This is a genomic window from Bradyrhizobium sp. 192, from assembly GCF_023100965.1.
GTDB classification, from domain to species: Bacteria; Pseudomonadota; Alphaproteobacteria; order Rhizobiales; family Xanthobacteraceae; genus Bradyrhizobium; species Bradyrhizobium symbiodeficiens.
On record NZ_CP064690.1, the window covers coordinates 1,311,795 to 1,331,106 of the forward strand.

General features: G+C 64.4%; 17 protein-coding genes. 15 read left to right on the forward strand and 2 right to left on the reverse strand.

Annotation, left to right across the window (positions count from 1 at the left end; translation table 11 throughout):
• Nucleotides 1-23 precede the first annotated feature (23 nt).
• From IVB24_RS06230 to IVB24_RS06260, 7 genes are all read left to right on the forward strand, one after another.
• Nucleotides 24-626 carry a YqaA family protein gene (locus IVB24_RS06230; protein WP_162307746.1) on the forward strand — a complete coding sequence of 201 codons (603 nt, stop codon included), beginning with the start codon at nucleotides 24-26 and terminating at the stop codon, nucleotides 624-626.
• A 47-nt stretch (nucleotides 627-673) separates the two neighbouring features.
• Nucleotides 674-1,192 (forward strand): hypothetical protein, encoded by a 519-nt coding sequence (locus IVB24_RS06235; protein ID WP_140481356.1) that lies wholly within the window; start codon nucleotides 674-676, stop codon nucleotides 1,190-1,192.
• Between the two features lie 30 nt (nucleotides 1,193-1,222).
• Entirely contained in the window at nucleotides 1,223-2,623 is a 1,401-nt protein-coding gene (locus IVB24_RS06240) for an aspartate ammonia-lyase (RefSeq protein ID WP_094976581.1), read from the forward strand.
• A gap of 186 nt (nucleotides 2,624-2,809) precedes the next feature.
• Nucleotides 2,810-3,778 carry a nitronate monooxygenase family protein gene (locus IVB24_RS06245; RefSeq protein ID WP_247772408.1) on the forward strand — a complete coding sequence of 323 codons (969 nt, stop codon included), beginning with the start codon at nucleotides 2,810-2,812 and terminating at the stop codon, nucleotides 3,776-3,778.
• Between the two features lie 147 nt (nucleotides 3,779-3,925).
• Entirely contained in the window at nucleotides 3,926-4,699 is a 774-nt protein-coding gene (locus IVB24_RS06250; RefSeq protein ID WP_094976582.1) for a thioesterase family protein, read from the forward strand.
• A gap of 163 nt (nucleotides 4,700-4,862) precedes the next feature.
• A complete protein-coding gene (locus tag IVB24_RS06255) occupies nucleotides 4,863-6,362 on the forward strand; it encodes an ATPase domain-containing protein (RefSeq protein ID WP_247772409.1) in 1,500 nt (499 codons plus the stop codon).
• Entirely contained in the window at nucleotides 6,359-8,413 is a 2,055-nt protein-coding gene (locus IVB24_RS06260) for a hybrid sensor histidine kinase/response regulator (RefSeq protein ID WP_247772410.1), read from the forward strand. The genes IVB24_RS06255 and IVB24_RS06260 overlap by 4 nt, the downstream gene beginning before the upstream one ends.
• Nucleotides 8,414-8,777: 364 nt before the next feature.
• On the opposite strand, the gene IVB24_RS06265 is transcribed toward IVB24_RS06260, so the two are convergent.
• Entirely contained in the window at nucleotides 8,778-10,340 is a 1,563-nt protein-coding gene (locus IVB24_RS06265) for an AMP-binding protein (RefSeq protein ID WP_247772411.1), read from the reverse strand.
• 123 nt (nucleotides 10,341-10,463) lie between these two features.
• On the opposite strand from IVB24_RS06265, the gene IVB24_RS06270 reads away from it, so the two are divergent.
• From IVB24_RS06270 to IVB24_RS06285, 4 genes are all read left to right on the forward strand, one after another.
• Nucleotides 10,464-11,438: a nitronate monooxygenase gene (locus tag IVB24_RS06270; RefSeq protein ID WP_247772412.1), complete on the forward strand. Its 975-nt coding sequence runs from the start codon at nucleotides 10,464-10,466 to the stop codon at nucleotides 11,436-11,438.
• A gap of 140 nt (nucleotides 11,439-11,578) precedes the next feature.
• Complete coding sequence (locus tag IVB24_RS06275; protein WP_094892973.1) at nucleotides 11,579-11,827, forward strand: hypothetical protein; 249 nt, start codon at nucleotides 11,579-11,581, stop codon at nucleotides 11,825-11,827.
• 131 nt (nucleotides 11,828-11,958) lie between these two features.
• A complete protein-coding gene (locus IVB24_RS06280; RefSeq protein ID WP_247772413.1) occupies nucleotides 11,959-12,675 on the forward strand; it encodes a hypothetical protein in 717 nt (238 codons plus the stop codon).
• 87 nt (nucleotides 12,676-12,762) lie between these two features.
• Nucleotides 12,763-13,464, forward strand: a complete 702-nt coding sequence (locus IVB24_RS06285) for a hypothetical protein (RefSeq protein ID WP_247772415.1) — start codon at nucleotides 12,763-12,765, stop codon at nucleotides 13,462-13,464.
• A gap of 63 nt (nucleotides 13,465-13,527) precedes the next feature.
• On the opposite strand, the gene IVB24_RS06290 is transcribed toward IVB24_RS06285, so the two are convergent.
• Complete coding sequence (locus IVB24_RS06290) at nucleotides 13,528-15,087, reverse strand: winged helix-turn-helix domain-containing protein (RefSeq protein ID WP_247772416.1); 1,560 nt, start codon at nucleotides 15,085-15,087, stop codon at nucleotides 13,528-13,530.
• A gap of 391 nt (nucleotides 15,088-15,478) precedes the next feature.
• On the opposite strand from IVB24_RS06290, the gene pcaB reads away from it, so the two are divergent.
• The 4 genes from pcaB to IVB24_RS06310 all read left to right on the forward strand — a co-directional run bounded on the left by pcaB (nucleotide 15,479) and on the right by IVB24_RS06310 (nucleotide 19,281).
• Complete coding sequence (gene pcaB, locus IVB24_RS06295) at nucleotides 15,479-16,840, forward strand: 3-carboxy-cis,cis-muconate cycloisomerase (protein WP_247772417.1); 1,362 nt, start codon at nucleotides 15,479-15,481, stop codon at nucleotides 16,838-16,840.
• A 113-nt stretch (nucleotides 16,841-16,953) separates the two neighbouring features.
• Nucleotides 16,954-18,210: an aminopeptidase gene (locus IVB24_RS06300; protein WP_094976590.1), complete on the forward strand. Its 1,257-nt coding sequence runs from the start codon at nucleotides 16,954-16,956 to the stop codon at nucleotides 18,208-18,210.
• A 25-nt stretch (nucleotides 18,211-18,235) separates the two neighbouring features.
• On the forward strand, nucleotides 18,236-18,397 hold the full coding sequence (locus tag IVB24_RS06305; RefSeq protein ID WP_247772419.1) for a hypothetical protein: 162 nt from the start codon (nucleotides 18,236-18,238) through the stop codon (nucleotides 18,395-18,397).
• Nucleotides 18,398-18,825: 428 nt separating this feature from the next.
• On the forward strand, nucleotides 18,826-19,281 hold the full coding sequence (locus IVB24_RS06310; protein WP_162308762.1) for a cupin domain-containing protein: 456 nt from the start codon (nucleotides 18,826-18,828) through the stop codon (nucleotides 19,279-19,281).
• The last annotated feature ends 31 nt before the right edge of the window (nucleotides 19,282-19,312 follow it).

The following is a 19,312-nucleotide window of genomic DNA, read 5'->3' on the forward strand; positions in this document are numbered from 1 at the left end:
CTCGGCATGGACAAATCCGTCCCATGGTGCTTCATCGCGGCGCCATGCTGAAACGTATCTACGATTGGTGCATCGACGCCGCCCATAAGCCCTACGCGCTCTGGATCATGGGAGCCGTGTCTTTCGCCGAGAGCTCCTTCTTTCCGGTCCCGCCGGATGTGATGCTGATCCCGATGTCGCTGGCGCGCCCGCAGCGGGCCTGGCTTTATGCGATGGTCTGTACCGTCACCTCGGTGCTCGGCGGCATCGTCGGCTACGCCATCGGTGCGCTGCTGTTCGACTCCGTCGGCCAATGGCTGATTCAGGTCTACGGCCTGGGCGGCAAGGTCGAGGCCTTTCGCGCCTCCTATGCGGAATGGGGCGCGGTGATCATCCTGCTCAAGGGGCTCACCCCGATCCCCTACAAGCTCGTGACGATTACCTCGGGCTTTGCGGGCTACAACATCCTCCTGTTCGTTCTGTGCTCGATCGTTGCGCGTGGGGGACGCTTTTTCATCGTGGCGATTCTGCTCAACCGCTATGGCGACTGGATCCGCGTGAAGATCGAGAAGCATCTCGGTCTCGTGGTGGCGGTCGGTGCTGCCGTGCTGGTGCTCGGCTTCGTGGTGGCGATCAAGCTAATCTAGATCCACGGCGCTTTGCCGCAGGGGCGGCTTCGGCTACGGTTGCCATCATGATGGTTCGATCCGGCAATTCGGCCGCGCGGCTCGGGACGCTGATGTCAGCAGTGCTGCTCCTGCTCGCTGCTTGCGGGACCGGGTGGGCGCAATCGGCGCCGCCGTCGCTTGGCTTGCAGGAGCAAGGGCCTCAGGCTGCGCCGCCGCCCTCGACGCCTCCGCCTGCAGAAAATCCCGGGCTGATCCATGAAATGGGCAAGCTGTTCGACAAGCTGCCCTCGATCCTGCCGCCGATCAAAAGCCCCAGCGAAACCATGAACGACCTGTCGCGGCTGGCGAAGCCCTCGACGATGGTGTCGGGACGCACCGCCTGCCCGGCATCGTCCAACGGCGCGCCCGATTGCAAGCAGGCCGCCGACCAGCTTTGCCAGAGCAAGGGCTACAAGGAAGGCAAGAGCCTGAACGCCGATTCCGCGGAAAAATGCTCGGCCAAGGTTCTCATTCCGGGCAGGCAACGTAAGCCGGATGACTGCCGCACCGATACTTTTGTGACCAGTGCGCTGTGCCAGAACTGAAGGACGTCGCGCGAGCAACAAGGAGCGCCCATGAGCCGTACGGAGCAGGACTTCCTCGGACAGCGTGAGATCGCCGACGACATCTATTACGGCGTCCAGACCATCCGGGGTAAGGAGAACTTCCACATCACCGGCATTCCGATGAACCAGGAGCCTTTCTTCGTGAAGGCGCTCGGTTACGTCAAGAAGGCCGCCGCCATGGCCAACCGTGATCTCGGCGCGATCGACGCCAAGGTCGCGGACGCCATCATCGTCGGCTGCGACCGCGTCATCGCCGGCGACATGATGGACCAGTTCGTCACCGACTTCATCCAGGGCGGCGCCGGCACCTCCACCAACATGAACGCCAACGAGGTGATAGCCAACCTCGCGCTGGAATCGCTCGGCTTCAAAAAGGGCGACTACCAGCACGTCAGCCCCAACGATCACGTCAATTACGGCCAGTCGACCAACGACACCTATCCGACCGCCTTTCGCCTCGCGCTGATCCTGCGGCTCGAAAGCTACATGACCGCGCTGCGCCAGTTGCAGGAAGCCTTCTTCACGAAGGGCCGCGAGTTCGACCGTGTGCTGAAGATGGGCCGCACGCATCTGCAGGACGCGGTGCCGATGTCGCTAGGGGCCGAATTCCGGGGCTGGGGCACCACCATGGGCGAGGAGGTCGATCGCATCTCCGAGGCTCGGGCGCTGCTGCGCGAGATCAATCTCGGCGCCACCGCGATCGGCACCTCCGTCACGGCGGCCCACGGCTATCCCAAGCTCGCGGTCCGGCATTTGAGCGCACTCACCGGCGTCGACTTCATTCTCGCCGGCGACCTCGTCGAGGCGACCTCGGACACCGGCGCCTATGTGCAGCTCTCCGGCGTGCTGAAGCGCACCGCGAGCAAGCTGACCAAGATCTGCAACGACATCCGCCTGCTCGCCTCCGGCCCACGCGCCGGCTTCAACGAGATCAACCTGCCGCAGTTGCAGCCGGGCTCCTCGATCATGCCGGGCAAGGTCAATCCCGTCATTCCCGAGGTCGTCAACCAGACCAGCTTCCTCGTCATCGGGCTCGACACCACGGTGACACTTGCGGCCTCGGCGGGCCAGCTCCAGCTCAACGTGATGGAGCCGGTGATCTCGTTCGCGCTGTTCTTCTCGATCCGCACCATGGAGCGCGCGGTCAACAGCCTGCGCGAGAATTGCGTCGTCGGCATCACCGCCAATGAAGAGCACACCCGCAACATGGTGCTCAATTCGCTCGGCATCGTCACGGTGCTGAAGCCGCTGCTCGGCTACAAGCAATGCGCCGAGATTGCGCGCGAGGGCTACCAGAGCGGCAAGTCGCTGCACCAGATCGTGGTGGTCGAGCGCAAGCTGCTGACCCAGGAGAAGTGGGACGAGATGTTCTCGTTCGAGCGACTGATCAATCCGGATCTGCTGGGGTAGGGGCTGTCATTCCGGGCTCGCGCCAAGAGGCGCGCCCCCGAATGACAGCAACGGAATTCCGCGCCTAGGAATTGCTGCCTGGGCATCCGTTCCGGCGCCAAAACGCAATACTTGACAGTGGAAAGATTGCCTTGTTGGTATGGCGGTCAACCTTCCATCGACCGGCCAACAGAGGATCGTCCCGCAATGTCCATGCCTGCCTTGTTCAAAGGACGCCTGTCGATCCCCGTTATCGGCTCGCCGCTCTTCATCATCTCGGTGCCCGATCTCGTGATCGCGCAGTGCAAGGCGGGTGTGGTCGGCTCGTTTCCGTCGCTGAACGCGCGGCCGCCGGAGCTGCTTGACGAATGGCTGGCGCGGATCACCGAAGAGCTTGCGGCCTATGACCGCGCCCATCCCGACAAGCCGTCGGCGCCGTTCGCGGTCAATCAGATCGTGCACAAGTCGAACAATCGGCTCGATCACGACATGCAGCTCTGCGCCAAGTACAAGGTGCCGATGGTGATCTCCTCGCTCGGCGCGCGCGAGGAACTGAACCAGGCGGTGCACGGCTGGGGCGGCATCGTCTTTCACGATGTGATCAACCAGAAATTCGCGCACAAGGCGATCGAGAAGGGCGCCGACGGCCTGATCCTGGTCGCGGCCGGCGCCGGCGGCCACGCCGGCACCATCTCGCCGCTGGCCTTCGTTGCTGAAACACGTAAGTGGTTCGACGGTCCGATCGCACTGTCGGGCGCCATCGGCAACGGCAGGGCAATCCGCGCCGCGCGCATTCTCGGCGCCGACTTCGCCTATATCGGCTCCGCCTTCATCGCCACCAAGGAAGCCAACGCGGTGGAGAAGTACAAGGAGATGATCGCAGGCTCGACCGCCGACGACATCGTCTATTCCAACCTCTTCACCGGCGTGCACGGCAATTACCTGAAGCCCTCGATCCTGGCCGCCGGCATGGATCCGGAAAACCTGCCGACCTCCGATCCCTCCAAGATGAATTTCGGCACCGACGCATCAGGCGAGCGCGCCAAGCCGAAGGCCTGGAAGGAAATCTGGGGCTCGGGCCAGGGCATCGGCAGCGTCGAGGCCATCTTGCCCGCCGCCGAGCTGATCGCGCGCTTCAAGAAGGAATACGACGAGGCGAACGATCCGCCGTTATAATCGCTCGCGTGTCCCGGACGCGCTGCAGCGTTTGGCGCTGCTGCGCAGAGCCGGGACTCATCGACGCAACGCATGGACCCCGGATCGGCAGCGCACCGCTACGCGCTGCGCAGCGTCCGGGGAAGGTCAACTAGGACTGATCTGAGCATGACCGCCATCTACCACGTCGACGGCAACAACGTCGTTACCAGCCCTGATGCCGCGGGCCCTTGGGACCGGCGCATGCAGCACGGCTCGGCGCCGGCCTCGCTGGTGACCTGGGCGGCCGAGCGCATTCCGACACCGTCGCCGATGAACATTGCGCGGGTCACCATCGACCTGATGCGCCCTGTGCCGGTGGCGCCGCTCACGATCGAGACCACGATCCTGCGCGAAGGGCGCAAGATCCAGCTCTGTGAAATCAAGCTGCTCGCCGACGGCGTGCAGGTGGTCGGTGCCACCGTGCTCAAGATCAGGACGCAGGCTCAGGCGCTACCCGATGACGTCAAGGAGTTGCCGGTGACGCTGCCGTCGCCCGAGGATTCGTTCGCCGAGGACGGTCACGCCGCCACCAGTCCATTCGTGCGATCGGTTTCGATGCGCGCCGCGCGCGGCCGCTTCGGCCAGGCCGGTGCCGGCGCGATCTGGTTTCGTGTCGACCACCCGCTGATCGAGGGCGAACCGCTCTCGCAGGCGATGCGCGCCGTGGTCGCAGCCGACTTTTCCAACGGCACGGCCTCGACGCTCGACTTCCGCGCCTGGACCTACATCAACGCCGATCTCACGGTGAACTTTTCGCGCCAGCCGGTCGGTGAGTGGATATTGCTTGACGGTGAATCCTGGATCGGGCCCGACGGCGCCGGTCTCGCGATGTCGCGGCTTGCTGACCGGCAGGGCTATTTCGGCCGCGCGGTGCAGAGCCTCGTCATCGAGAAGCGATAGGACCCTCCAAGTCTACAGCCGTTTTCTGGACGCGGTACTGGATCCGTTCCATCTTGTCGAAGATCTTTCGGAAATGGCCTTCTCTCGACCCTGCATGGGTCGTGAAGATCGAAGCGCGGAACCGATTGTTCCCTTCTCGGTTTTATCCCCGTAGAGGGAAAACATGGCTTCGATTAAGGAATTTTCCGGAAGGGCCCAAACTGGAGTTTGGGGTCTGGACAACATCCTGTCCGGGGGATTGTCGCGTGGACACGTGTTCCTCGTGGAAGGTGCGCCCGGTACGGGCAAGACCACGGTAGCGCTGCAATTCCTGCGAGAGGGCACCAAGGCCGGCGAGAGGTGCCTGTACATCACCTTGTCCGAGACGGAGCGTGAGTTGCGCGAAGGCGCGGCTTCGCACGGCTGGACGCTGGACGAGGGAATTACCGTCTTCGAACTGCTGCCCCCTGAGAGCCTCCTTGATTCAGAACAGCAGCAGAGCCTTCTCTACTCCTCCGATCTCGAACTCGGCGAGACGACCAAGCAGATTTTCGAGGCGGTCGATCGGATCAAGCCGCATCGCGTCGTGCTCGACAGTCTTTCTGAAATCCGGCTTCTCGCCCAGAGCTCGTTGCGGTACCGCAGGCAAATTCTGGCCATCAAGCACTTTTTCTCCAGGTTCAATACGACCGTGATGCTTCTCGATGATCTCACGGCCGATGTCGCCGACAAGACCGTCCACAGCGTCGCTCATGCGGTTCTGCGCCTTGAGGAGCTCGCTCCGGATTATGGCGCGGAGCGCCGCCGTGTCCGCGTCATCAAGTATCGTGGCACCAGGTTTCGCGGCGGTTACCACGACGCAACCATCACCACGGGCGGCCTGAACGTGTTTCCGAGGCTGGTTGCGTCCGAGCACCGCGCCGATTTGCGGCGCACGACGTTTTCCAGCGGCATTGCGGGCTTCGACCAGTTGCTGGGAGGTGGGGTGGAAACGGGCTCGAGCACGCTCGTTCTCGGACCATCGGGTACAGGCAAATCCCTCATCGCGATCGTGTTCGCCGTCGCGGCGGTGGCGCGGGGAGAGAAAGCGGCGCTGTTCGTGTTCGACGAGGAGCTTGGTCTGCTATTCTCGCGCATGAAAGGCATGGGAATCGATCTCGACGCGCTGCGACGGACGGGCAGTATCGCGATCGAGCAAGTGGACGCGGCCGAACTCTCCCCGGGGGAGTTCGCGCATATGGTCCGCAAGCGGGTCGACGAGGAGGGCATCAAGGCCGTCGTGATCGACAGTCTCAATGGCTATCAGGCTGCCATGCCCGAGGAGAATTCGCTCATCCTCCACATGCACGAACTGTTGCAATACCTCAATCGCTGCGGTGCCGCGACATTCATGACGGTTGCCCAGCACGGCCTCGTCGGTGACATGCGGGCGCCGGTCGACGTCACCTATCTCGCCGATACGGTCATCCTCCTGCGCTATTTCGAAGCGCTGGGCACCGTGCGACGTGCGATATCCGTGATCAAGAAGCGAATGGGCCAGCATGAATCGACCATTCGCGAGTTCCGCATCGGCGGTCGTGGTCTGGCCATCGGCGAGCCTCTCGAGGAATTCCAGGGCGTTCTGCGCGGCGTGCCCGTTTACATGGGCGACCCGCGACCTCTGCTCCAGGAGCCTGGTGCGTGAGACCGGGCGACACGTCCGAACGTGCCGTTGTGCTTGCTCCGACGGGCCGCGACGCAAATGTCGCCGCGAGCCTGATCCGCGAAGCAGGCTTTGCGGCTGACGTCTGCCCCGACCTCGATGCGCTCGTTCGCGAGATGGCGGCCGGTGCGGGGCTTGCCATCATCGCCAACGAAGCCGTGAAGACCGCAGATTTGCGCAGTCTCGTCAGGTGGCTGAACGAACAGCCCTCATGGTCGGACTTTCCGATCGTTTTGCTCACCCGCCAGGGCGGCGGTCCGGAACGCAATCCGGACGCCATGCGGCTCGGTCAGGCACTCGGCAATGTGACGTTCATCGAACGGCCGTTCCATCCGACCACGCTGGTGAGCGTCGTAGGATCGGCGATCCGAGGGCGGCGCCGCCAGTACCAGTCACGCGCGATCCTTGAGACCCTCACCGAGAGCGAAGGCCTGCTGCAAACGGCATTGAGTGCCGGTCGGCTCGGTGCACTCGAACTGCATCTGCCGTCCCTGAGGCTCGAGGCCTCCAATACCTGCAAGCTGTTCTTCGGGCGACGGCCAGAGCAGGAATTTTCCTACCAGGACCTGCTCGAATCCGTGCACCCGGACGACCGCGTCCGCCGGCAGACCGTGTTCGACCGCGCCCTCGCCAGCGGCGGCGATTACAGCATCGAATATCGAAACGTCTGGCCGGACGGCTCCCAGCACTGGGTGGATATAAGGGCGCGAGCGGTGCTTCGGCCCGACGGTACTGTGCGATCGCTGGTCGGGGTGTGCTCCGACATCACCGCGCGCAAGGTCGCCGAGATCGAGCGCGAAAATCTGCTGGCCCAGCTTGCTGCTGAACGGACCGCGCTCGCCGAACTCACGGCCACACTCGAGCAGCGCGTCGAGCAGCGCACCGCGGATCTGATGACCGAGGTCGCCGCGCGCGAAAAAGCGCAGGATCAATTGCGGCAGGCGCAGAAAATGGAGACCATCGGCCAGTTGACCGGCGGCGTTGCGCACGACTTCAACAATCTGTTGATGGCCGTGATGGGCAATCTCGACCTGCTGCGCAAGCGCATCCCGGACGACCCGCGCCTGCGCCGGCTGATCGACGGCGCGTTGCAGGGCGCGGAACGGGGTGCCTCGTTGACGCAACGTCTGCTCGCGTTCGCCCGCCAGCAGGATCTGCGGGCCGAAGCGGTCGACCTCGGCACGTTGATTCGGGGGATGAGCGACCTGCTCGAGCGATCGCTTGGTCCCCGGGTCGAGTTGCGCCTGGACGTTCCGGATCGCGTGCCCCCGGCACGAGTCGATTCCAACCAGCTTGAACTCGCGATCTTGAACCTCGCCATCAACGCGCGCGATGCGATGCCCGATGGCGGCTCGATCGAAATCCGCATCCGCGACGATCAGGCGGACGAAGAGGCGCGGCTGCCGCCGGGTCAGTATCTCGCGCTGTCCGTGATCGACACCGGCGAAGGCATGTCTGCCGAGACGTTGAAGCGGGCGGTGGAGCCGTTCTTTTCCTCGAAGCCGGTTGGGAAAGGAACCGGACTTGGCCTTTCGATGGTGCACGGTCTTGCCGTGCAGCTCGGCGGCGCCCTTCAGCTCTCGAGCGAGGTCGGAGTTGGCACCACGGCGACCCTGATTCTTCCGGTCGCCACCCAGCTTCCGAAAGCGGAGGCGTCTATCCCGGCGCGGCGACAGGCCGGCCGATCTGCCGTCATCCTTTTTGTCGACGACGATCCGCTGATCGCCATGTCGACCACCGAGATGCTCGAAGATCTCGGGCACCGCGTCATCGGCGTCAGCTCGGGCCTGCACGCCCTCGATATCATTCGCAGCGGGCAGCAAATCGATCTCATGGTGACCGATCACGTCATGCCCGGCATGACCGGGCTCGAACTTGCGGCCGCCTCGCGTCAGTTGCGACCGTCACTGCCGATTCTGCTGGCCACTGGATATGCCGAGCTGCCTGAGGGGTCTCAACTCGATCTGCCGCGACTGGCCAAGCCCTATCACCAGGATCAGCTTCGCGATCGCCTCGATCAGATGCTTCGCTGAAAGGCCGGCGCGGAAAGCATCGGCGACCCCACTTGAACGGCAGGCTTCCGCCGCCGCGGAAGTGATGCTTGGTCGCGAGCCTCGTCTTGCCTCAAGGTCTCTTGTTCGACGCAGGCATCCTGCCTGTTCAGATGCCGTAGAAGATCTTGATCTCCCACAACACGACAATGATCGCCGTGATCAACGTGACCGCGGCCACTGCACTTTCCAGGGAAGCGACTCTCATCTCACTCTCCGCTTCCCAGCCCCGATAACGCTCTAGTTGATTCCTCGATTCGCCGGCAATTGTGCGAGCAGTGCCCGCGCGCACTCTGTGGCGCGTTGTGGCGCCGAGGCCACAACGGCACCCGTAAAATCCCGGGAGTTACCCCACCATCCGGTCCCGCCCGCTCCAGAAACCCGCGCGCAAAACCTTCTTGTCGACCTTGCCGACGCCGGTCATCGGCAGTTGCTTGACGAACTGGATCTGCTTCGGCGCATGTGCCGAGCCTTTTCGGGTCTTCACGAGGTTGATCAACTCGTCCGGATCGGGCCTTGCGCCCTCGCGCGGCACGATGATGGCGGTGACGGCTTCGCCCCATTTCTCGTCGGGGATTCCGACGACCGCGACCATCGCGACATCGGCGTGCTGCGACAGCACGTCCTCGACCTCGCGCGGGAAGATGTTGAAGCCGCCTGATACGATCATGTCCTTCTTGCGGTCGAGGATGAACATGTAGCCGCGCTCGTCCTTGCGCGCGATGTCGCCGGTGTGGACCCAGCCGTTCTTCAACGTCTCGGCCGTGATGTCGGGCCGCTTCCAGTACTCTGCCATCACATGCGGGGCTCGCACGCAGATCTCGCCGGCCTCGCCCGTCTTCACCTCCTGGTCGTCGTCGCCGAGGATCTTGACCTCGCAGGCTGCGATCGGGAAGCCGCAGGACAAAAATAGCTCCGGCGTCCTGGGATCGTGATCCGCCTTGCGCAGCACCGAGACCGGGTAGCATTCGGTCTGGCCGTAGAGCTGCGAGAACACCGGTCCGATGCGCTCGATGCCCTCGACCAGCCGGCTCGGCGACATCGCCGACGCCCCGTAGAGCACCAGCTCGAGCGAGGACAGATCGGTCTTGCTGAGCGCGGGATGGTCGAGCAGCACGTAGATCATGGTCGGCACGAACAACGTGAAGTTGATGCGCTCGCGCGCGATCGTGGCCAGCACGGCCTCGGGATCGAAACCTTTGAGCATGTGCACGGTGCCGCCGCGCATCAGGGTCGGCAGCACCTTCGTGCCGGCGACATGGCTGATCGGGGCGACCGTGAGGTAGCGTGCGGCCTCGGGGATCTCGAAATCGGCGAGGATCGCGGCGGCGGCTCCGGCATTCTCGCGATGATAGCGCAGCGCGCCCTTGGATTTGCCGGTGGTGCCGCCGGTGTAGTTCAGCGTGGAGAGATCGTCGAGGCTGGCAAGACAAATTGCGCTGGCGTGTCCCGCGCTCTCGATGGCCGCCAGCAGATCGACGCCGTAGCCGGCCGGTCCCATGGTGAAGACCGCCTTCAGCCGGGTCGCCCGCGCGCAAAGCTCGCCGCCGCGGTCGCGGAAGGCGGCCGCATCGACCACCAGCATCTCGGCCTCGGAATCCTCGAGCTGGAACAGCTGGTCTTCCAGCGATCCCAGCGGATGCAACCAGGTAATGCAGAGCCGCGACAATTGCGCGGCGACGCCGGCGCACCAGGTGTCGGCGCGGTTCGCAGTAAGGAAGGCCACGCGCGCACCCGGCTGTAATCCGAGCCGCATGAACACGCCCTGGATGCGCCCGATCAGGTCGATGGTGCCCTGATAGCTCAGCGATCCCTCGGGCCAGGCGAACGCGGTGCGGCCGGGATAGCGCGACAGCGCCCGTAGCGTCTGCGCACAAGTCGGCGACGATGCGTGAAGCGGATCGGACATATGTTTCCTCGTTGCTTTGTCACCGGCTTCTGGCGTGCCAATGTTGCCGCGACGCTAGCACAGAGACTGCGGGAGGAAACGACAAAGCCCGCGCGGCGGTGCATGCGTGACGAGGAGATTTGTGTGACATCCGATCGACTGCAACGCTTCGGCGATCGTCTGGCTCTGCCGCTGATCGCGGCTCCGATGTTCCTGGTGTCGGGCGTCGAGCTCATGGTCGCGGCCTGCCGCAACGGCGTGATCGGCAGCTTCCCCACCGCGAATTGCCACAGCACGGAGCAGCTCGATGAATGGCTCGCCGCGATCGCGGCGCGGCTGCGCCAGCACGAAGATCAGACCGGCCGCAAGGCGGCACCGTTCTGTCCGAACCTGATCGTGCATCGCTCCAACGCGCGGCTCGCGCAGGATCTCGCCGTGCTGCTGCGGCACAGGCCGGAGATCGTCATCACCTCGGTCGGCTCGCCCGCGTCGGTGTTGAAGCCGCTGCATGACGCCGGCGCGCTGGTGCTGGCGGACGTCGCCTCGATTCGCCACGCCGAACGCGCGGCGGAAGCAGGCGCCGACGGGCTCGTACTGCTCACGGCGGGCGCGGGCGGCCAGACCGGCTGGCTCAACCCGTTTGCCTTCGTTCGCGCGGTGCGCGCATTCTACGACGGCATCATCGTGCTCGCCGGCGGCATCAGTGACGGCCATGCACTGCACGCGGCCGAAGTGCTCGGCTGCGATCTCGCCTATATGGGCACGAAATTCATCGCGACGCGCGAGAGCATGGCGGACGAACGCCACAAGCGGATGCTGGTCGAGAGCAGCGCAGACGACATTTTGCTCACCACTGCGTTCACGGGTTTGCAGACCAGCATGCTGGGACCGTCGATCGTGGCCGCCGGCCTCGATCCCGACGATCTCCCGGCACGCGGCGCGATCGACATCTCCGAGGACATCGACGTTGCCGCGCGCGAGAGCCGGCCAAAGCGCTGGCGCGACATCTGGAGCGGTGGGCATTCCACCTCTGGGGTCACCGACGTGCTCGCTGTCGACGATCTCGTCGCGCGGACGGCGGCCGAATATCGCGAAGCGAGAGTGCGCCTTTCCCCGTAGAATTGCGGAAAGAGCCGGCGCGCTCGTCCCGATCACAGTTAATCGAGCGCTCGTTCGGGACGCCCCATTTAACGGCAGATTAACCAACGCGGGCCAAGAATCCCTCCACGGCCACCAATCAGGGCCGAGAGGGACAGGCGATGGACTTCGATTTTCTCAACAGCAAGACAGCGGCTTCGCTGGACGAAATCCGCGTCCGCGTCGCTCATGCCCTGGCGCGTCATCCGCTGTGCCGCAGCGTCCGTTTTGACATCGTCAGCGTCCCCCGCACCCGCCGGGGCGGCAACTGGACGGTGACGCTGCAATCGGTCGAGCCGCGCGGGGTCTGGGAGGCCTCGGAGATCGTCGCGGACATCCAGGACGCCTACGATCTGGCGGCAGCTGCCTGATTTCCTTGAACTTCCAGGCGATGTCGCCGGAGTCCGCGCGATTGCCGCCGCATTGGCACGGTTAAGCCTTAATTATCGCCCAGTTTCCGGGCAGTGATCACGTGGACTTGAAGTTGGGCGCGGAGAATCGTTTGTCCAGAGCCATCACCATCGTCGTCCTGACCTGTTTCCTCGTCCTGGGCGCCGCCACCACCGCCATTCTCGGCCGGGACGGCGTGCCCAGCGTCAGCGAAGAGATGATCGCGCAGACGCCTCCGGCCAAGCCCCTCGCCACCAACCGTGCCGCCAAGGCCGATCGTCTGGTTCCGACCTTGGCGCTAGCTTCGGCCGCGATCGAGCCGGTTCAGGTGCCGGCCGACAGGCTTTCGCAGGCGCCCGTGCTGGCCGAGCCGCTGCGCCAGGCCTTTGCCGCCGCCACGCCCTCCGATTTCCCGATGCCCAAGGCGTCGAGCCTATCCGAAGCGCCCGCCGCGGCGGAGGTTCCCGCCGTCGAAGTTCCGGCCAAGCCGAAGGTTGTCGCCAAGCCGCAGCCGCAGAAACATTATACCCTGCTGTCCGACGCACAGATCTCCGGCATCCGGGATCGCCTGAAGCTGTCCTCGTCGCAGGAATATTACTGGCCTTCGGTCGAGACCGCGCTGCGCAACGTTGTCCGCAAGATCTCGGCCAACAAGCTCTCCAATCCGAACGCGCCGCCCAGCGCGCAGATCGATCCGAACTGCGACGAGGTCCAGCAATTGAAGTCGGCCGCAATGCCGCTGCTGTTCCAGCTGCGTGACGATCAGAAGGAAGAAGTGCGCAAGCTCGCCCGCCTGATCGGGCTTGAGAAGGTCGCGCAGCAGATCTGACTCGCGGGTTTCCTCTAGGAACCGCGCCTGCATCAGGAACATCTGGCAATCGACGCGCGTTGCTCGCCCCAAAGAGGGAGTGGATCAATGCGCGCCTCGACAGCATATTTCGTCGGTGCCGGAACTATCGTCGCGGCCATTGCCATCGGTCTCGGCGGCGGCATCGTTGCCGGCAACATCATGAACCCGGTCGCGTCCAAACAGGGCCCGGACACCAGCAAGATGGCGCAGCGCGCCGAATCCGCTGGCACGGCGGCACAGGCGAGCGCGGCGTCGGAACGCGTCAATTATCTCACGGGGTCGCAAGCCTTTGGCGGAATGATCGCCGCGCCGGCGCAAGCCGAAGCGAGGCCGCAAGCCGATGCGCAGCCCGCTCAGGCGAAAGCCGAATCGCCGGCCCCGCCGCTCTCACAAGCGGCCGCGGTTGAGCCGCCCAAGGAACAGTCGAAGGAACAGTCGAAGCCGACGGTCGCATCGTCACCGAAAGCAGCAAAACCCACCGAGCAGCAGGCATCGGCCGACCCGGCCTCTTCGCCCGAGAACGCCTATGCCAAGGCGAAAGATTCCGACGTGAAGCGCGCGGCGCCCGAGCGGCGCCGGATGGAGCGTCGTGAGCGCTGGGCCGAGCGCCGCCACTATGACACCCGCGAGCAACGCGGCCAGCGCGACCGCACCGATTGGGACGACGTCGCGCGCAACATCCGTGAAGATTCCGATTCGCGTGATTATGCCGACCGGCCGCGCGGCGGCTTCCCGCAGATCAGGCTGTTCGGGCCGGACGACGATTAGCGTTTAGCGCGCGGTTGACGCTGCAATGGAAGAAAGGTGCGCCATCATTGTCGCGCACCGCTGTTACTTCAATCCCGCGCGCCGCAATCCTTCGAGATAATGCGCACGATCCTCGTTCCGCAGCATCGGCAGCTCGCGCGTGATCCAGGCGAGCGAGACCTCGGGCTGGGCGCGGCGCAGGCCCTCAAGGGCGGTCGCTGCGAGCGCCGGATCTCCTGACATACCGGCGGCGGCCGTCAGCACGCGGTGCGCGCCGACGAAATCGTTACGCTGCCGCATCGACTCCCGCGCCATCTGCACGGCTCCGTCGTAGTCACGGCCGATGAACCGGGCATAGGCCGCAACCCCGCAATAGATCGCCGCGAGCGGATCGCGCGGACTGAGCCGCAGCGCGCGGCGTGCGGCGGCATCGCCGTCCTGCCATCGTCCGGCGTAGCACAGCGTCACGCCGTAAAAGGCATGAGCCATGGCGAAGTTCGGATTGAGCTGCAGCGCCAGCTCGAACTCGGCGAGCGCATCGTCGAAGCGGCGCCGGAACAGATAGGTGTAGGCGAGGCCGTGATGGGCCCAGGCATCCTCGCGATCGGCCTCCACCGCCGCGAGCGCCGCGCGTTCAGCGATCGGCACGGTCGCGGCCATGTCGGCCCAGCCCATATGCGCGCCGAAGATATGACTGGTCGCGAGCAGGCCCAGCGCCTTGCCATAGGCGGGATCGATCGCGACGGCTTTTTCGAGCAGACCTTGCGCGGCGGCATTGTCCTCGCGCGTGCTGCGCCAGTGATACGACAAGGCGCGCATCACGAGGTCCCAGGCGTCGAGACTCCCTGGCGGCTTCTGCTGGGCGCGAAAACTTTCGGCGGCATAGAGTTGCGGCTCGATCGCGGCGACGATCGCCTCGGTGATCTCGTCCTGCACGGCGAAGATGTCGGCAAGCTCGCGGTCGTAGCGCTCGGCCCAGAGATGGCTGCCGGTCGAGACGTCGTTGAGCTGGGCCGAGATTCGCACCCGTTCGCCGCTCCTTCGCACGCTGCCTTCGACCACGTAGCGCACCCCGAGCTCCTGCGCGACCTCGCGGATGTGCACGGCGCGGCCCTTGTAGACAAAGGAGGAGTTGCGGGCGACGACGAAGAACCAGCGCAGCTTCGACAGCGCGGTGATGATGTCCTCGCTGATCCCGTCGGAGAAATAGTCTTGCCCGGCTTCGCCGCTCATATTGGTGAAGGGGAGCACGGCGATCGCGGGCCGCTCGGGAAGCGCGAGCGCCGGGCGGGGCGCCCCGGCGGCGTGACCAGGTTCTGGCGCGATCGCGCCGTCCTTGGCCTCGACATCGCCGACGAAGCGAAAACCCTTGCGGGCTATGGTGCGGATCAGCGCCTGGCTCGCGCCATTGTCGCCGACGGCCTTCCGCGCCGCGTTGATCCGGCTGGTCAGGGTGGATTCGGAGACGCTGCGCCTGTGCCAGATCTTGTCGATCAGTTCGTCCTTGCTGACCACCCGGTCGCGGTTCTGCATGAGGTGGACGACGAGATCGAAGACCTGCGGCTCCACGGCAATGGGAACTTGCTCGCGGCTCAGCTCGCGCCGGTCGGTATCGAGAAGGTGGTCACGGAACAGAAACTGCACGTCGAAAACTCAGGCCTCATGACGAGATCGGTCAGGCGAAATGACAAAAAGAAATTTTGGTCGAAAACCGTGAGTCTGCCGAAGCGGCCGCTGGGTTCATCGCGATCACGTGAGGGCAGTCATGCGGTTTCGGATGGGAATACAACCGCGGCTGGAATGTCGCAGTGTGGGCGGGATTGCCGAAGGCTTGGGGCGCCGGACCCCCAACCGGCGAGCGACGTCCCGGGCGGGTCGTCCTGCATATATCGCTGCGCGGCGCCCTCTCGTCGTCTCCGGGCTCGCGCCACGCGGGGCCATCGGATTGGCGAACGTGCCGGCTTTATCCATTGCCGAACACCATGACCTGCGTAAGGTACCGCTCACATAAAACGCAAACCACAAAGAAACGCCCATGCCCGCCTTGTCGCCCTCCACCACCGTGCTCGATTCCATGCTGTTCCGCGACGCCTTCGGCACGCCTGAGATGCGTGACGTGTTTTCCGACCTCGCGACGGTCGCGCGCTATGCCGAGGTCGAGGTGGCGCTGGCGAAGGCGGAAGCCCGATGCGGTGTGATTCCGCAGGAAGCCGCCGACGCGATTGCGGCGCGGACCGACGTCGCCGGGTTCGATTTCGAACTGTTGCGGCAGGAGACCGACATCGTCGGCTATCCGATCCTCCCTCTGGTGCATCAGATGGCGAAGCAATGCGGTGAGGCCGGCCGCTACGTGCATTGGGGCGCGACGACGCAGGACATCATGGACACCGCCGTGGTGCTGCAGCTCCGTGCCGCGCTGGAGATCGTCACGCGCGACATCGCGGAGTTGCGCAAGATCCTCGCCGATCTCTCGACGCGATATCGCGACACGCCGATGGCGGGCCGCACCCATCTCCAGCAGGCGCTGCCGGTAACCTTCGGCTACAAGACGGCGATCTGGCTTGCCATGTTCGATCGCCACGCCGACCGCTTGGCGCAATTGAAGCCGCGCGTGCTGGTCGGCCAGTTCGCTGGCGCTGCCGGCACCTTGGCCTCGCTCGGTGACAAGGGCTTTGAGGTGCAGGAGGCGCTCTGCGCGGAGCTGGAGCTCGGCGTTCCCGCCTCGACCTGGCACGTCGCGCGCGACGGGTTTGCGGAAGGCGTGAATTTTCTCGCGCTCGTCACGGGGTCGCTCGGCAAGATCGCGCTCGATATCATGATCATGGCCTCGACCGAGTTCGCCGAGGTCTACGAGCCCTTCGTCAAGGGACGCGGCGCCTCGTCGACCATGCCGCAGAAGCGCAACCCGATCTCGTCGGAGCTGATGCTGGCGGCGTCCAAGGCGGTGCGCCAGCACGCCGGCCTGATGCTCGACGCCATGGTGCAGGATTTCGAGCGTGCCACGGGCCCCTGGCACGCCGAATGGATGGCGATCCCCGAGAGCTTCGTGCTGACCGCGGGCGCGCTGCACCAGGCGAAGTTCGCACTCACGGGCCTGATCGTGGACGAGGCGAAGATGAACGAAAATCTCGCCGTCAGCCGCGGCCTGATCGTGGCCGAAGCGGTCATGATGGGGCTCGCACCGCAGCTCGGCCGGCAGGAGGCCCATGACGTGGTCTATGACGCCTGCCGTCAGGCCAACGAAAAGGGCATGAGCCTCGCCGATGCGCTGTCCGCGGACACGCGGGTCGCGAGCCGCATCGATCGTGCCACAATCGAGGCGCTCACCTCACCGAAAAATTACCTGGGGCTCGCGCCCGCCATGGTCGACCGGGTGCTGAAATCGGCAACGCGTTGAAAACCAAATTGCGTGAAACCGCGTACCTCCCTCATGTCGCAAGGTGCTCGCGCACTTGCGTCTCGCGATGCTAGACTTAGATTGAACGAGAGACTTTCGGCAGAGGGCCCCGCATGACTGATCAGCGCAATTCCACCGCTCCCATCGATCCCGTGAAGCTCGACCGGCTGGCCGAGGTGGCGGTGAAGGTGGGCCTGGGCTTGCGGCCGGGACAGGATCTTCTTCTGACGGCCCCCGCCATCGCGCTGCCGCTGGTGCGGCGGATCGCCGTGCACGCCTACAAGGCCGGCGCCGGCATCGTGACGCCGATCCTGTCGGACGAGGAGATGACGCTGGCGCGCTATCGCCACGGCCACGACAACAGCTTCGATCGCGCCGCCAACTGGCTCTACGAGGGCATGGCCAAGGCGTTCTCGGACAACACCGCGCGGCTGGCCATCGTCGGCGACAATCCGATGCTGCTGTCGGGCGAGGATCCTTCCAAGGTCGCGCGCGCCAGCAAGGCGAATTCGATGGCCTACCAGCCAGCCCTGGAAAAGATCGTCAATTTCGACACCAACTGGAACATCATCGCCTATCCGAGCCTGTCCTGGGCGAAGCAGGTGTTCCCTGATGATCCCGAGGACGTCGCGGTCGGCAAGCTCGCGGATGCGATCTTCGCAGCGTCTCGCGTCGATCGCGAGGATGCGATGGGCAATTGGGCGAGCCACAATGCGGTGCTGCGCGAGCGCACCAACTGGCTCAACGGCCAGCGTTTTCGCGCGCTGCAGTATTCGGGGCCGGGCACCGATCTCACCATCGGCCTTGCCGACGGTCACGAATGGGAGGGCGGCGCCTCGTCCGCCAAGAACGGCATCAGCTGCAACGCCAACATTCCGACCGAAGAGGTCTTCACCACGCCGCATTGCCGCCGCGTCTACGGCCATGTCGTGAGCTCGAAGCCGCTGTCCTATCAGGGCACGCTGATCGACAACATCGCGGTGCGCTTCGAAGACGGCAAGATCGTCGACGCAAAGGCTTCGCGCGGCGCAGAGGTGCTGAACAAGGTGCTCGACACCGACGAGGGCGCCCGGCGCCTCGGCGAAGTGGCGCTGGTGCCGCATTCCTCGCCGATCTCGCAGAGCGGGCTGTTGTTCTACAACACGCTGTTCGACGAGAACGCAGCGTCCCACATCGCGCTTGGCCAGTGCTATTCGAAGTGCTTCGTCAACGGCGCGCAACTCACCCCGCAGCAGATCGCCGCGCAAGGCGGCAACCAGAGCCTGATCCATATCGACTGGATGATCGGGACGGCCGAGACCGATATCGACGGCATCTTGCCCGATGGCAGCAAGGTACCGGTATTCCGCAAGGGCGAGTGGGCGAAGTAGCTTCACCTCTCCCCGTTGGGGAGAGATGAACGTCGTCGCAATAGTCTCGCTGCTCCGCCGCACTCCGCATCTCCGCGAGGTCGCCGCCGGAAAATCTGAGGATGTCGACCCAATAGGGGCGGTCGACGACAAGCTGGACGAACGCCTCGAACGTATCGGCGATAATTCCCGTCTGGCCGTCCGATAAGACGTAGAGCACGTTCTGCGGCGGCAGCAGCACGAGCGCGCGCCCGGAGCCGTCACTGCCGATCTGCCGGGGGCCTCGATGCCGTCGATGGTGAACCAAGGCTCCTCGTCCGGCGCGAAGGAGACATTGAGGCTGACCAGCCAGGCGAGGGCCTCACGATTGGCTGTCACGACCTCGGGTGAGAGAGGCATCGGCGTGGCTCCGTTTTGGGCTCCCGCGCACTTTGTCGCACCCCGGAAAAGATCGGTTCATGTGCTCGAATTTGCAGGAGAATCGCGACGTCAACCGTTTCGCACCTGCAGCTTCCGGCTGATTTTCGAGGCCTGCGTAAGAAAGAATTAAAAACCGGTGACTAGCGTTCCAGACATCATTCGAAACGATCCGGGCCGAGCCCCGGCAATATTTTATTATATCCCCTGGGGCAGAAGATGTCGCGTTCATTAATTGAAATCGGTAGTTGCAATGTCGAGCTCGAGCTGCGGCCGATCGAGCCGTCCTGGATCATCGAGGGCAACCCCGTGTCGCGCTCGCACATCCTGTCAACCAGTGCCGACGGCACCGCCTCGACCATCATCTGGCAGTGCACCGAAGGCCGCTTCAACTGGTACTACGATATCGACGAGACGATCATGATCATGGAAGGATCGATCGTGCTCGAAAGCGACGGGATGCCGCCAAAGCGCTACGGCCCCGGCGACGTGATCTTCTTCCGCGACGGTGCGCATGCCAAATGGCATGTCGAAGGCCACGTCAAGAAGATCGCCTTCTGCCGCAAGACCAATCCGGTGATGATCGGCTTCCTGATCCGTGTCGTCAACAAGCTGAAGAAGATCTTCGCCTTTACCGGCGAGCGCCGTCCGGCCTCCCTGTTGGGTGCCGGCTAGAGCACGCAATAACGTTTCAAGGACGCTTCCC